Source organism: Streptomyces californicus, from assembly GCF_000717645.1.
GTDB classification, from domain to species: Bacteria; Actinomycetota; Actinomycetes; order Streptomycetales; family Streptomycetaceae; genus Streptomyces; species Streptomyces californicus.
In genome coordinates this window covers 17606-31895 of record NZ_JNZZ01000022.1, presented here as the reverse complement: position 1 = coordinate 31895, position 14290 = coordinate 17606, and the positions used below count along the sequence as shown (strand labels likewise).

The 14290-nt window shown below is 73.5% G+C and carries 13 protein-coding genes; 4 read left to right on the top strand and 9 right to left on the bottom strand.

The window, feature by feature from the left end:
- Positions 1–2: 2 nt before the first annotated feature.
- From recA to IF19_RS0126765, 3 genes are all read right to left on the bottom strand, one after another.
- Positions 3–1124 (bottom strand): recombinase RecA, encoded by a 1122-nt coding sequence (recA, locus tag IF19_RS0126775; RefSeq protein WP_030197311.1) that lies wholly within the window; start codon positions 1122–1124, stop codon positions 3–5.
- 242 nt (positions 1125–1366) lie between these two features.
- Entirely contained in the window at positions 1367–2533 is a 1167-nt protein-coding gene (locus IF19_RS0126770) for an AI-2E family transporter (RefSeq protein ID WP_050493938.1), read from the bottom strand.
- Between the two features lie 285 nt (positions 2534–2818).
- Complete coding sequence (locus tag IF19_RS0126765; protein WP_030117500.1) at positions 2819–3013, bottom strand: DUF3046 domain-containing protein; 195 nt, start codon at positions 3011–3013, stop codon at positions 2819–2821.
- A gap of 79 nt (positions 3014–3092) precedes the next feature.
- On the opposite strand from IF19_RS0126765, the gene IF19_RS0126760 reads away from it, so the two are divergent.
- Complete coding sequence (locus tag IF19_RS0126760) at positions 3093–4007, top strand: hypothetical protein (protein WP_030117501.1); 915 nt, start codon at positions 3093–3095, stop codon at positions 4005–4007.
- Positions 4008–4047: 40 nt separating this feature from the next.
- On the opposite strand, the gene IF19_RS0126755 is transcribed toward IF19_RS0126760, so the two are convergent.
- From IF19_RS0126755 to IF19_RS0126745, 3 genes are all read right to left on the bottom strand, one after another.
- Entirely contained in the window at positions 4048–4353 is a 306-nt protein-coding gene (locus IF19_RS0126755; protein ID WP_030117502.1) for an AzlD domain-containing protein, read from the bottom strand.
- Positions 4350–5273 (bottom strand): AzlC family ABC transporter permease, encoded by a 924-nt coding sequence (locus IF19_RS0126750; protein ID WP_234310583.1) that lies wholly within the window; start codon positions 5271–5273, stop codon positions 4350–4352. The genes IF19_RS0126755 and IF19_RS0126750 overlap by 4 nt, the downstream gene beginning before the upstream one ends.
- Before the next feature lie 148 nt (positions 5274–5421).
- Complete coding sequence (locus tag IF19_RS0126745; protein WP_030116208.1) at positions 5422–6270, bottom strand: AraC family transcriptional regulator; 849 nt, start codon at positions 6268–6270, stop codon at positions 5422–5424.
- 148 nt (positions 6271–6418) lie between these two features.
- On the opposite strand from IF19_RS0126745, the gene IF19_RS0126740 reads away from it, so the two are divergent.
- The 3 genes from IF19_RS0126740 to IF19_RS0126730 all read left to right on the top strand — a co-directional run bounded on the left by IF19_RS0126740 (position 6419) and on the right by IF19_RS0126730 (position 13005).
- Entirely contained in the window at positions 6419–11092 is a 4674-nt protein-coding gene (locus IF19_RS0126740; RefSeq protein WP_030277245.1) for an Lhr family ATP-dependent helicase, read from the top strand.
- 151 nt (positions 11093–11243) lie between these two features.
- Positions 11244–12146 (top strand): Fpg/Nei family DNA glycosylase, encoded by a 903-nt coding sequence (locus IF19_RS0126735; protein ID WP_030277243.1) that lies wholly within the window; start codon positions 11244–11246, stop codon positions 12144–12146.
- A 94-nt stretch (positions 12147–12240) separates the two neighbouring features.
- Positions 12241–13005, top strand: coding sequence for an SDR family NAD(P)-dependent oxidoreductase (locus IF19_RS0126730; protein ID WP_030116204.1), 765 nt, complete (start codon positions 12241–12243; stop codon positions 13003–13005).
- On the opposite strand, the gene IF19_RS1000000138470 is transcribed toward IF19_RS0126730, so the two are convergent.
- The 3 genes from IF19_RS1000000138470 to IF19_RS0126720 all read right to left on the bottom strand — a co-directional run bounded on the left by IF19_RS1000000138470 (position 12953) and on the right by IF19_RS0126720 (position 14134).
- Entirely contained in the window at positions 12953–13204 is a 252-nt protein-coding gene (locus tag IF19_RS1000000138470) for a hypothetical protein (protein ID WP_078580922.1), read from the bottom strand. The genes IF19_RS0126730 and IF19_RS1000000138470 overlap by 53 nt on opposite strands.
- A 186-nt stretch (positions 13205–13390) precedes the next feature.
- A complete protein-coding gene (locus IF19_RS0126725) occupies positions 13391–13582 on the bottom strand; it encodes a CsbD family protein (RefSeq protein WP_030116203.1) in 192 nt (63 codons plus the stop codon).
- An 81-nt stretch (positions 13583–13663) separates the two neighbouring features.
- On the bottom strand, positions 13664–14134 hold the full coding sequence (locus IF19_RS0126720) for a Dps family protein (protein WP_030116202.1): 471 nt from the start codon (positions 14132–14134) through the stop codon (positions 13664–13666).
- Positions 14135–14290 lie beyond the last annotated feature (156 nt).

Genomic DNA, 14290 nt, shown 5'->3' with positions numbered 1-14290 from the left:
GCCTAGCTCTTGGCCGCCGCGGTCTTGGCCGTCTTGGCCTTGGCGGCCGCAGCGGTCGCCGGCTTCGCAGCGCCCTCGGCCGCCGGTGCCGCCGCGTCCGCGGCGGGCTCACCCGCCGCGGCGTCCGGACGGACTCCGACACCCAGCTTCTCCAGGATCTTCTTCTCGATCTCGTTGGCGAGATCGGGGTTGTCCTTGAGGAAGTTGCGGGCGTTCTCCTTGCCCTGGCCGAGCTGGTCGCCCTCGTACGTGTACCAGGCGCCGGCCTTGCGGACGAAGCCGTGCTCCACGCCCATGTCGATCAGGCCGCCCTCGCGGCTGATGCCCTGGCCGTAGAGGATGTCGAACTCCGCCTGCTTGAACGGCGGCGCGACCTTGTTCTTGACGACCTTGACGCGGGTGCGGTTGCCGACCGCGTCGGTGCCGTCCTTGAGCGTCTCGATCCGGCGGATGTCGAGGCGCACCGAGGCGTAGAACTTCAGCGCCCGGCCACCGGTGGTGGTCTCCGGGGAGCCGAACATGACGCCGATCTTCTCGCGGAGCTGGTTGATGAAGATCGCGGTGGTCTTGGACTGGTTGAGCGCACTGGTGATCTTGCGGAGCGCCTGGCTCATCAGACGGGCCTGGAGACCCACGTGCGAGTCGCCCATCTCGCCCTCGATCTCCGCACGGGGCACCAGGGCCGCCACGGAGTCGATGACGATCAGGTCCAGCGCGCCGGAGCGCACCAGCATGTCGGTGATCTCCAACGCCTGCTCACCGTTGTCCGGCTGGGACAGGATGAGGTTGTCGATGTCGACGCCGAGCTTCTTCGCGTACTCCGGGTCCAGCGCGTGCTCGGCGTCGATGAACGCCACCGAGCCGCCCAGCCGCTGCGCGTTCGCCACCGCGTGCAGCGTCAGCGTGGTCTTGCCGGAGGACTCCGGCCCGTACACCTCCACCACGCGGCCGCGCGGCAGACCGCCGACGCCGAGGGCGACGTCGAGGGCGGTCGATCCCGTGGGGATGACCTCGACGGGCTCGTTCGGCCGCTCGCCCAGGCGCATCACCGCGCCCTTGCCGAACTGCCGTTCAATCTGTGCGAGTGCGGCGTCCAGCGCCTTCTCGCGGTCGGTTCCTGCCATGGGTTCCACCCGATTTGCTTGAGTCGATCGCTTCACGTCTCAGACGCTAACCCCTGCCACTGACAATGGGCCTCGACGTCCGCCCGGCCTGTGGAAAACTCCACGGCCGAACCCGGGAAAACCCGGCCCGGACTTCCATCAGAATGGATGTTCGATTTTCGTGTCAAGCGCACCACGCGGGGCCCGCGGAGCCGGCCACCGCGCCGTCGCGCCCCTCGGCGCCCGGCCGCCTCGGTACCGCCCTACCGGCGGGACGCCCCGCCCTGCGGGCGCTCCCCGTCCCCCGCGTCGGCGGCCGGGGGGCCGGTCACCAGACGGCGGAGCCGTGCCGACAGCGGTCTTCCCGGCCTGCGGCTGCTCCCCCCGTGCACGCGGGGATCGTCGGTAACGTCGTACCGCTTCACGTAGGCGCCGAGGAACGCCTGGAGCGTGGCCACGGCGGGGATGGCGACCAGCGCGCCCACCGCGCCGAGCAGGGCCGTGCCGGCGATGACCGAACCGAAGGCGACGGCCGGGTGGATGTCGACCGTCTTCGCGGTCAGCTTGGGCTGGAGCACGTAGTTCTCGAACTGCTGGTAGATCACGACGAAGCCCAGCACCCACAGGGCGTACCAGGGGTCGACCGTGAAGGCGAGCAGCATCGGCAGGGCGCCCGCCAGATACGTGCCGATCGTGGGGATGAACTGGGAGACGAGCCCGACCCAGACCGCGAGCGCCGGGGCGTACGGCACTTCCAGGATCATCAGCAGGATGTAGTGCGCGACACCGGAGATCAGCGCCATCAGACCGCGCGAGTAGATGTAGCCGCCGGTCTTGTCGACCGCGATCTCCCAGGCGCGCAGCACCTCCGTCTGCCGGGCCGGCGGCAGGACGGAGCACAGGGCGCGGCGCAGCCGGGGGCCGTCGGCCGCGAAGTAGAAGGAGAACAGGAAGATCGTCAGCAGCCGGAACAGCCCGCCGAGGACGGTGGTGGAGACGTCGAGGACTCCGGTGGCGCTGTTCTGGACGTACTTCTGCAACCAGTCCGAGTGCAGCAGGCTGTCCTGGACCTCGACCCGGGACAGTTCGGTGCGGAACGTCTGGTTGACCCAGTTGATCACCGAGTCGATGTACTTGGGGAACTCGTCGACCATGTCGACGATCTGGCCCGCGAGCATCGAGCCCAGGAGTACGACGAACCCGATGCCGAAGATCATCAGGCCGAGGAAGACGAGGAAGGTGGCGAGGCCGCGCCGCATGCCGTACGCCGCCATCCGGCTGACCGCCGGTTCGATGGCGAGCGCGAGGAAGAACGCGATCAGCACGTTCGTCAGCAACCCGATGAGCTGGTCGAACGCCCAGCTGCCCAGCATGAAGCACGCGTAGAGCGCGAGGGCGAGCACCATGGCCCGCGGCAGCCAGCGCGGCATGCGGGCATCGCCGGAGCCGGACGGCGGCGCGGCCGGCGGAAGGGGCGGGGCGGACGACTGGTCGGGGGCGGTCTCGTCTGTCGATGGCACCCGACAAGTCTCGCCTACGTCACGGACAACCGGCCCCTCGCCCGGAACCGGGCGCCCCGGCTCCGCCCCCACCGGGTCCTGGCCCCGCAGGCCCGCCGTACGCTCCAGGGGAACGCGGGTTCCCTCCGGTGCGACGCTTGTCCGCCGGAAACAGGTCCAGCCGTCAGCGTCCGGCCGTCGGAAACAGGACTCTCTTCAGCGCTTGTCCGCCGGGATGTCCATGGCGGCGCAGACGGCGCGCCAGACGTCCTTGGTTTCCCAACCCGCGTCCAGGGCTTGGTGGACCGTGCGGCCGCCGAGTTCGGCCATCACGTGGTCACGGGCGAAGGAGTCCGCGTACGCCGCGCCGAAGTGGTCGGCCATTCGCTCCCAGAAAATCGTCAACCGCATACCACCAGTATCCCGCCCCTGAGAGTGCAGCATGCCCACGCGGCATGTGCCGGGCCCCGTTCCCCTCTACCGTCGGTCCATGGCTGGAATCGGAGCAAACATCCTCGCCCGTGCCGAGCAGTTCATCTGGCTCACGGCCCGGGTGCTCGAACAGCGCAGGTTCGCCCACGACTTCCTGGGCGGAGATCCCGACGCCGTGGAAACGGCACTCGCCGCCTACCGCAACGAGGACGGAGGGTACGGTCACGCGCTGGAGCCCGATCTCCGGGGCCCGGTCAGCCAACCGCTGCACACCGCCCACGCGCTGAGCGTCCTCGACTCGATCGGCCGCTGCGAGGGACAGCGCGTCGAGCGGATCTGCCGCTATCTGACCGACGTGTCGACCAGAGAAGGCGCTCTGCCCGCGCTCCTGCCCACTCAGCGCGGCTATCCCGCCGCGCCCTTCATCCCGATCGTGGACGCCCCGCCCGCGGAGCTGCTCGCGACCGGGCCGATCGTCGGACTGCTGCACGCCAACCAGGTCTGGCACGCCTGGCTGTTCCGGGCGACGGACTTCTGCTGGAGCGCCGTCGAGGCCCTGGAGCAGTCCCACCCCTACGAGGTCGAGGCCGCGGTCGCCTTCCTGGACGGCGCACCGGACCGGGCCCGCGCGGAGGCGGCGGCGTCCCGGCTCGGTCGCCTGGTGCGCGATCAGCGGCTCGCGGTGCTCGACCCCTCCCGCCGCGGGGAGTACCCGGTGTCGCCGGGCTACGCACCGGGCGAGCACCACTACCCGTACGACTTCGCCCGCACACCCCGCTCGCTGGCCCGCCGCTGGTTCACCGACGAGGAGCTGGAACGTTCGCTCGACCATCTGGCCGCCGAGCAGCAGGACGACGGCGGCTGGCCCGTGACCTGGCGGCAGTGGGCTCCGGGGACCGCGCTGGAGGGGCGCCCCCTGGTGACGCTCAGAGCCCTGGGGACGCTCCGCGCGTACGACCGTCCGCTCGACTGACGATCGTCGGATCATCCGCCCCTGTCGGCCTTCCCCGGCCTCAGGCCAGGGCGCGTACGCCCGCCGTGACCAGCACGCCCGCGCCGACGACCACCAGGAAGGGCGCGCGCAGGACCAGGGCGAGCGCCGCCGCACCGAGCCCGACGGCACGGGCGTCGAGCACGAGCTGCCGGCCGTCCCCGAAGGTCTGCTGCGCGGTGAGCGCCGCCAAGAGCGCCACGGGCAGCAGGGCGGCCATCCGCTGGACGAGCGGTCGCTCCAGCACCCCGGCGGGCACGAGCAGCCCCACGAGCTTGGCGAGGTAGCACCCCACCACGGTCAGTCCGATGGCTGTCCAGATGTTCATACGGACCGCTCGCCCCTCTTCTTCCGCTCCGCCACGTTCCCGCGGTCTTCGTCGGCCCCGTAGTCCTCGCGGTCATCGTCGGCCCCGCGGCTCTCTCGGTTCCCGTGGCCACCGCTGTCTCCGCGGCCCTGGTCGCCCCCGGCCCCGGCGGAGGATCCCTTCGCCCGCCCCATCAGGAAGAGCACGACGGGCGCCGCCAGCGCCGACAGCAGCACCGGCACGCCCGCCGGAAGCACGGGCAGCAGCGTCAGGGCGAGCATCACCGCGAGGGCGGCCGTGACACGCTCGACCGTGCTCCTGAGCATCGGCGCGAGCAGCGCGAGGAACACCGCGGGGCTCGCCGCGTCCAGGCCCCACGCGTCGGTGTCGCCCAGCGCCTCCGCGCCCAGGGCGCCCACCAGGGTGGTGAGGTTCCACAGGACGTACAGGGTGAGGCCGGTGACCGTGAAGCCGATGCGCGCGGCCCGGCGGGTGGGCTGCGGCAGGGTGACCGCCGTCGACTCGTCGATGACCCAGTGGGCGGCGAAGGGCCGTACGGCCCGGGGCAGGTCGAGGAGCTGGGAGAGGCGCAGCCCGTAGAACGCGTTCCGGATGCCGAGGAAGAAGGCCCCGGCCGCGGCCGTGTAGGGGTTGCCGCCCGCCGCCAACGCGCCGACCAGGGCGAACTGGGAGGCGCCGGTGAAGACGAGCAGGCTGAGGACGCAGGTCTGCAGCAGGCTCAGGCCGGAGCCCGCCGAGGTGACGCCGAAGGCGAAGCCGGAGAGCCCGACGGCGACACCGACGCCGAGCGCGTCGCGGACGACGGCCGAGTCCGGCTTGTCCGGCCGCTCCTCCGCCGCCGGGCCGGGTCCGCCGGGCGGTCCGGCCGGGAGAGCACCGGGTGTGCCCGTGCTCTCGGGGAATGTTGTCTGTTCTGCCACGTCCGGCACGCTACGGGGACTGTTCACGACCGGTCTTGTACGTTCTTGCGCCTTCCGTCATCCCCGAACGCGCCTCGCCGCCGATCCGCACCCGGGGCGCTCTGTGCCGGAGCCACCCACGCGGAGGTCCGCGCGTACGCCCCGTCGCTCACCTGCCGGACCGGGGCACTCCGCGTTCGCGCTGGTACGCGCCGGGCGGCACCCCCACGATCCGGGTGAAGTGACGGTTGAGGTGCGGCTGGTCGGTGAAGCCCACGGCGGTCGCGGCCTCGGCGGGGGCGACACCGGCGTCGAGCAGGCGGCGCGCCCGGCGCACCCGGGCGTCGGTGAGCCACGTGTGGGGCGGCATCCCGTACTCCTTCTTGAACGCCCGCAGCAGTGCGAACGGGCCGGTGCCCAGCTCGGTGGCGAGCGCCTCCAGCGTGGGCGGAGCGGCCATGCGCTCCTCCAGCACGGCGCGGGCGCGTACGGCGTTCCGCGCACCCCCGGCGCGCACGGCCGGCCCGGGCAGCGGGCCGCCGTAGTGGCCGAGGAGCCGGGTGACCACGATGCGCAGCAGGCTGTCGGCCGCCAGCGCGTTGCCCTCCTCCGCCGCCCGGTGCACCTCGGTGATCAGCCGGGACGCGTGCGGGTCGGTCACCCGGCTCTCGGCGAAACCGACCGTGCCGCGCAGGGACGTCACCTCGGCGGCGATGTCGTTGACCACCTGGTACGACGGGTAGAGCGTGGAGTACGTCCAGCCCTCGGGAGCCCCGGAGCGGGCGGTGTGCGGCACCTCCGGGTTGATCAGGACCACGGTCCCGGGCACCGCCCGGACCGTTCCGCCCGGCAGCCCCACGTCCTCCACCCCACCGGTGATCGCCCCGATGACGTACCCCTCGTGGCTGTGGCGGGGGAAGGAGTGGCGGACGTAGCGGGCGCGCAGCAGATCGAGGTCGGGCAGTTCGGCGTACTGCCAGTGCCGCGCCCACTCCCCGGTGCCGTCCGCTCCCGCCATGGGGACATTCTCGCAGGTCCCGGCCGTGCGGCGGCGGCCGAGCCGACCACCGCGGACCGGGACGGGGCCCGGTGTCGCCGATCGGGGCACGACCACCGGAACCCGCGTATCGGCGTCGATGTCAGTGCCGGGGTGCAGGATGGTGGCCATGACCGGTTCCGCGCTCGACACGTTCTCGCCCGCGACCCGCAGTTGGTTCACCGGCGCCTTCAGCGCGCCCACCCCGGCGCAGGAGGGCGCCTGGCGTGCCATCGGCGAGGGCAGTGACGTGCTGGTGGTCGCCCCGACCGGTTCCGGCAAGACGCTGGCCGCGTTCCTCGCCTCGCTGGACCGGCTGGCCGCCGAGCCGCCGCCCGCCGACGCCAAGAAGCGCTGCCGCGTGCTGTACGTGTCCCCGCTCAAGGCCCTCGCCGTGGACGTCGAACGCAACCTCCGCTCACCGCTGACCGGCATCCGCCAGGAGTCGGTGCGCCAGGGCCTGCCGGAGCCCGAGGTGCGGGTCGGCATCCGGTCCGGGGACACCCCGCCCGCCGAGCGGCGGTCGATGGTGACCAGGCCGCCGGACATCCTGATCACCACGCCCGAATCGCTGTTCCTCATGCTGACGTCCTCCGCCCGGGAGGCGCTGGCCGGCGTCGAGACCGTGATCCTCGACGAGGTGCACGCGGTCGCCGGGACCAAGCGGGGCGCCCATCTCGCCCTGACGCTGGAGCGGCTCGACGAGCTGCTGGCCCGCCCGGCCCGGCGCATCGGCCTGTCCGCGACGGTCCGGCCGGTCGACGAGGTGGCCCGCTTCCTTTCCCCGCAGCGCAAGGTGGAGATCGTCCAGCCGCGGTCCACGAAGGAGTTCGACCTCTCGGTCGTCGTCCCCGTCGAGGACCTGGGCGAGCTGGGCGGCTCCCCCGCCACGGACGGCGACTCCGGGCAGGCGGACAAGCCCTCGATCTGGCCGCACGTGGAGGAGCGCATCGCCGATCTCGTCCAGGCCCACCGCTCCACCATCGTCTTCGCCAACTCCCGGCGGCTGGCCGAGCGGCTGTGCAACCGGCTGAACGAGATCGCCTACGAGCGGGCGACCGGCACCGCGTTCGACCCCGACGATCCGGCGCCCGCCCTCCCGGAGGCCCACGCCCCGTCCGAGATCATGGCCCAGTCCGGTGCGGCCAGGGGCGCCCCCGCCCTGCTGGCCCGCGCCCACCACGGTTCGGTCTCCAAGGAGCAGCGGGCACAGGTCGAGGAAGACCTCAAGGCGGGCCGGCTGCCCGCCGTGGTCGCCACCTCCAGCCTGGAGCTGGGCATCGACATGGGCGCGGTCGATCTGGTGGTCCAGGTCGAGTCCCCGCCCTCCGTCGCCTCCGGCCTCCAGCGGGTGGGGCGGGCCGGACACCAGGTGGGCGCGGTCTCCACCGGAGTGGTCTTCCCGAAGTACCGGGGCGATCTGGTGCAGGCCGCCGTCGTCACCGAGCGGATGCGCGAAGGGGCCATCGAGGCGCTGCGCATCCCGTCGAATCCGCTGGACGTCCTGGCGCAGCAGCTGGTCGCCATGGTGGCCCTGGACAGCTGGCAGGCCGACGATCTGCTGGCGCTGGTCCGGCGGGCCGCCCCGTTCGCCTCGCTCCCCGAGTCGGCGTTCACGGGCGTGCTCGACATGCTCGCCGGACGCTATCCCTCCGACGCCTTCGCGGAGCTGCGCCCCCGGGTGGTGTGGGACCGGGTGGCGGGCACGGTCACGGGCCGCCCCGGCGCGCAGCGGCTCGCGGTCACATCGGGCGGCACCATCCCCGACCGGGGCCTCTTCGGGGTCTTCCTCGCCGGCGCCGACCCGAAGAAGGGCGGCGGCCGGGTCGGCGAGCTGGACGAGGAGATGGTCTACGAGTCCCGCGTCGGGGACGTGTTCACCCTGGGCACCACGTCCTGGCGGATCGAGGACATCACCCGGGACCGTGTCCTGGTCTCGCCCGCTCCGGGCGTGCCGGGGCGGCTGCCGTTCTGGAAGGGCGACCAGCTGGGCCGCCCGCTGGAGCTCGGCCGCGCGCTCGGCGCCTTCCTCCGGGAGATCGGCGGCCTGTCCGAGGAGGACGCCCGGCTGCGCCTGCTCGCCGCGGGACTCGACGCCTGGGCCGCGGACAACGTCCTCGCCTACCTCGACGAGCAGCGCCGGGCCTGCGGCCATGTGCCGGACGACCGCACGATCCTGGTCGAGCGGTTCCGGGACGAGCTGGGCGACTGGCGGGTCGTCGTGCACTCCCCCTTCGGCGCGCAGGTGCACGCCCCCTGGGCGCTGGCGCTCTCCGCCCGCCTCGGTGAGCGGTACGGGATGGACGCCCAGGTCATGCACGCCGACGACGGGATCGTGCTGCGGCTGCCCGAAGCGGACATGATGGGCCTGGACCTGCTCGACTTCGACGCCCCGGACGGCGGGGGCGACGCGCCCGCGCCGGGGGCCGCGTACGACAGCGACCAGCCCCCGGTGGCCGCCGCCGACGTCGTCTTCGACAAGGGCGAGGTCGAACAGCTCGTCACCGAACAGGTGGGCGGCTCGGCGCTGTTCGCCTCCCGCTTCCGCGAGTGCGCCGCGCGCGCCCTGCTGCTGCCCCGGCGCTCCCCCGGCAAGCGCACCCCGCTGTGGCAGCAGCGCCAGCGGGCGTCCCAGCTGCTCCAGGTGGCCTCGGAGTTCGGCTCGTTCCCGATCGTCCTGGAGGCCGTCCGCGAATGCCTCCAGGACGTGTTCGACGTCCCCGGGCTCACGGAGCTGATGGGCGATCTGGAGGCGCGCCGGGTCCGGCTGGTCGAGGTGACCACCCAGGAGCCCTCGCCGTTCGCCCGCTCCCTCCTCTTCGGCTACGTCGCGCAGTTCCTGTACGAAGGGGACTCGCCACTCGCCGAGCGCCGCGCCGCCGCCCTCTCGCTGGACTCCCATCTCCTGGCCGAGCTGCTGGGCCGGGCGGAGCTGCGCGAGCTGCTCGACGCCGAGGTCCTGACCGAGCTGGAGCGGGAGCTGCAGTGGCTCACGGACGATCGGCGGATCAAGGACGTCGAGGGCGTGGCCGACCTGCTGCGGGTGCTCGGCCCGCTCACCGACGCCGAGCTGGCCGAGCGGGGGGCCGAGCCGTCGTGGGCCCCGGAGCTGGCCGCGGCCCGCCGGGCGATCCAGGTCCGGATCGCCGGCGCCGACCACTGGGCGGCGATCGAGGACGCGGGCCGCCTCCGGGACGCCCTGGGCACCGCGCTCCCGGTCGGCGTCCCGGAGGCGTTCACCGAGCCGGTGAAGGACCCCCTCGGCGACCTCCTGGCCCGGTACGCGCGAACGCACGGCCCGTTCACCGCCGCACGGGCCGCCGAACGGTTCGGGCTCGGCACCGCCGTCACCGACGGCGCGCTGCAGCGGCTCTCGGCCGCCGGCCGGACCGTCCAGGGGGAGTTCCACCCGGCGGGCATCGGCCAGGAGTGGTGCGACGCCACGGTGCTGCGCCGGCTCCGCCGCCGCTCGCTCGCGGCGCTGCGCCAGGAGCTGGAGCCGGTGCCGCCCGCCGCCCTCGCCTCCTTCCTCCCCCAGTGGCAGCACTTCGGATCCCACCGGCTGCGCGGCATCGACGGACTGGCGCGCGCCGTCGAACAGCTCCAAGGCGCACCCGTTCCCGCGTCGGCGCTGGAGAAGCTGATCCTGCCGAGCCGGGTCACGGGCTACACCCCGGCGATGCTCGACGAACTCACGACCACCGGCGAGGTCGTCTGGGCGGGAGCGGGGGCGCTGCCCGGCAAGGACGGCTGGATCTCCCTCTTCCTCGCAGACAGCGCCCCGCTGCTCCTCCCGCCGCCGCATCCGCTGGAGCTGTCGGCGCTCCACGAGTCCGTGCTCACCACGCTCTCCGGCGGATACGGCCTCTTCTTCCGGCAGATCGCCGACCAGGTCCGGGCCACCACCCACCCGGAGTGCACGGACCAGCAACTCGCCGACGCCGTGTGGGACCTGGCCTGGTCCGGGCGACTCACCAACGACACCCTGGCGCCGCTGCGCTCGCTGCTGGGCTCGGGGCGGACGGCGGGGGCCACCGCGCACCGCTCCCGGCGCGGTGTTCCGCGCGGGCGCTACGGGTCGCTCACCGCCGCCGCCCGAACCGCCTCGCGCACCGGCCCGCCGACGGTCTCGGGCCGCTGGTCCCTGCTCCCCCCGGTCGAACCGGAACGGACCCACCGCGCCCACGCGTTGGCCCGCACCCTCCTCGACCGGCACGGCGTGGTGACCCGCGGCGCGGTGCAGGCCGAGGGGGTGGAGGGCGGCTTCTCCGCGACGTACCGGGTGCTGGCCGCGTTCGAGGACAACGGGCAGGCGCGGCGCGGCTATGTGGTCGAGGGGCTGGGCGCCGCCCAGTTCGCGATGGACGGGGCGGTGGACCGGCTGCGGGCGGTCTCCACGGCACGGGACCGCCGCGACCCGGAGACGGTGCCCGAGGCCGTGGTGCTCGCCGCCGCCGACCCCGCCAACGCCTACGGCGCGGCGCTGCCGTGGCCGGAGTCCCCGGACGGCGCGGGGCACAAGCCGGGCCGGAAGGCGGGGGCGCTGGTGGTCCTCGTCGACGGCGAGCTGACGCTCTACATGGAGCGCGGCGGCAAGACCCTCCTGGCCTGGCCGTCCGATCCCGAGTCACCAGCCCTGCGCGCGGCGGCCGAGGCGCTGGCCGCCTCCGCGCGCGCCGGGGCCCTGGGCACGGTGACCGTCGAGCGGATGAACGGCGTCTCCTCCCTGACCTCGCCGCTGGGCCGCACCCTGGAGGCCGCCGGATTCCTCGCCACCCCGAAGGGTCTGCGGCTGCGCGCCTGACCGGAACCACGTCCCGGGGCAGCCCTCCCGGCACGTCCGGCGGATCTCGACCGGGCCCATGACACCTGGCGCGGCCTCCGATCCTGATCCGCCGGACGCATCCCGGGGCGGTTCGGCACACGAACGCGCCCGGCGCGCCCATGATGGAGTCATGCCCGAAGGAGACACCGTCCTGCAGACCGCCGCCCGGCTCCACACGGCGCTGGCCGGGCGGGAGCTGACCCGGTCGGACCTGCGCGTCCCCCGCTTCGCCACCGCCGACCTCACCGGCCGTACCATCCTGGACGTCGTCGCGCGCGGGAAACACCTGCTGACCCGGGTCGAGGGCGGGCTGACCCTCCACAGCCATCTGCGGATGGACGGCGCCTGGCGGGTGTACGCGCCGGGCGAGCGGTGGCGGGGCGGTCCGGGACACCAGATCCGCGCGATCCTCGGCAACAGCGAGCACACGGCTGTCGGCTACCGGCTCCCGGTGCTGGAACTGCTGCGGACCGACGAGGAGAGCCGGGCGGTGGGCCACCTCGGGCCGGACCTGCTGGGCCCCGACTGGGACGCGGACCTCGCCCTGGAGCGGCTGCTCGCCGCGCCGGAGCGGCCCATCGGCGAGGCCCTGCTGGACCAGCGCAATCTGGCGGGCATCGGCAACGTCTACAAGTGCGAGCTGTGCTTCCTGGCCCGCGTCACCCCGTGGCTCCCCGTGGGCGACCTCCCCGAAGGGGTGCTCCCCCGGCTCGTCACCGCGGCCGAGCGTCTGCTGTACGCCAACCGCGACCGCCCCACCCGCACCACGACGATCGCCGCCGAACTCCGCACCCCACCGCTCCGGCCCCGGGAACCGGACCCCACCGCGGCCGAGGTGCCGGCTCCCGGCCGCGCGCGCACGCTCCCGCCCGTCCGCGTACGGGAGCCGCTGTACGTCTACGGCCGGGGCCGCCGCCCCTGCCTGCGCTGCGGCACCCCGATCCGCCGCGCCGACCAGGACGACCGCCCCACGTACTGGTGCCCCGCCTGCCAGTCGGGCCCGACACCCCAGGGCGCGTCCGGCGGATCGTGACCGGGTCCACGACGCCTGGCCCGGCTGGCCCGGTCCTGACGCTCCGGACGCACCCTGGTTGACGCACCGTCAGATCCGGTCGTACGGTCCCGTCATGCCTCTGTCCGCGTACGACCTCACGGGCCGCGCCGCGTTCGTCACGGGCGCGGCGAGCGGCATCGGCCGGGCGAGCGCGCTCCTGCTCGCGGCGGCCGGGGCCACCGTGCACTGCGCCGATCGCGACGAGACGGGCCTGCGCGGGACGTGCGACCTCGTCGCGGAGGCGGGCGGGGACGCCCGGATCCACCCCCTCGACGTCACCGACCGCACGCAGGTCCGGGCGGCCGTCGACGCGGCCGGGGCCATCGACGTCCTGGTCGCCGCGGCCGGGATCATGCACACCAGCAGCGTGCTGGAGACGGCGGACGAGGACCTGGAACGGGTGCTGAGAGTCAATTTCGCCGGGGTGCTGTACGCCTGCCAGGAGGTGGCCCGCTCCCTGACGGACCGCTCCGCACCCGGCTCGCTGATCACCATGGCGTCCGGCGCCGTGGACTCCGCGAGCGCGGGCCTGCTCTGCTACAGCGTCGCGAAGGCCGCCGTGGTGCAGCTGACCAAGACGCTGGCCACGGAGCTCGGACCGCACGCCATACGGGTGAACGCCGTCGCCCCCGGCTGGATCCGTACGCCGATGACCGACCGGCACGACGCGGCCGGGCAGCTCCGGACGGAGACCGCGATGGCCCGGCTCTCGCCGCTGGGGCGGGTCGGCGCACCCGAGGACGTCGCCCACACCGTGCTGCACCTGGCCTCGGACGCCTCGGCCTTCACGACCGGCCAGATCCTCCGCCCGAACGGCGGCGTCGCCATGCCCTGGTGAGCCACCGCCCGCGCCCAGGCGGTCCCACGGGCACCGGCACCACCGACGCGACGTGGACCGGCAGCAGGCTCAGCCCCCAGCCACCCGCCGCCACCGCCCCCTCGACCAGCCCCGCCTGCTCCGGGCGCAGGATCAGCCGGAGCACCGCCCACCACCACACCCCGCCGAGAACCAGCGCCGGCACCCGTCGCCGTATCATCGCCGCCTCCCGCCGCCGAGACCCTTTCCGGCAGTTTCCCCTGGCCGCGGCGGCGGTGCATCCAGAACGGCCCGCCGAGGGGGCCGCCCCCGGCCCCACCGGGGGCACCCACGCGGAAGCGCCCGCGCCACGATGGCGGGGGCGCTCACACCCTGAGGGCGTCGGCTCCGGGAGGCGCGGGTACGCCTACTTGTCGTCGTCCCGGCGAAGGGAGTCCGTGACGCCCTTGGCGCGATCGCCGAGCCCCTCGGCGGTCTCCTTGGCGCCACCCTTGGCCTGGTCGGCCTTGCCCTCGGCCTCCTTGCGCTGGTCGCCGGTCAGCTTGCCGACCGCTTCCTTGCCCTTGCCCTTCAGCTTGTCCATGGCTCCGTCGCTCATGATCCGCTCCCTCTCACTCGTCCGATGTGTCCCGGGCGCCGACCGCGGCGTTCGCACGCCGCCGGCCGACGGGTCGTACGGTCAGGCGCTCTCCGCCTGGAACATCCAGGCGTGCTTCTCGAGCTCGGCCGTCAGCGCGATCAGCAGGTCCTGGGTGACCGGGTCCGGCTCGTCGGTCACCTCGATGCGCTCCCGCATCCGGCCGATGACCACGCCCAGCGCGTCCACCAGGATCCGCACCGCGTCGGTGTCCTTGATCCAGCCCTCGGGCACGGACGCGATCGCGGTCTCCTTGGAGACCGTGCCGGCGCGGCCGTCCGGGTTGACGCCGACCGCCGACGCGCGCTCGGCGACGGTGTCGGAGTGCTGGCGGGCCGTGACGACGACGTCGTCGAGCTGAAGGTGCACGGAGCGGAAGCGCGGACCGACCACGTTCCAGTGGACCTGCTTGGCCACCAGGGAGAGGTCGACCAGGTCGACCAGGGCGCCTTGCAGCGCCGCTCCCACGACCTTCAGGTCGCTCTCGGACAACGTGCTCTTGACGACAGTCATGTGCGCTACTCCCATCCGTCAGCCGCTTGACCGACCGTTTCGGTGCATCACCCACGATGGCACATATGAAGCAAAACGGTCATGTGGGCCTCGTCCTTCGTGTGCCCGCCGGACGAGCTCTCACACCCGTCCTCCACGGATGAAGCACAGGTCACA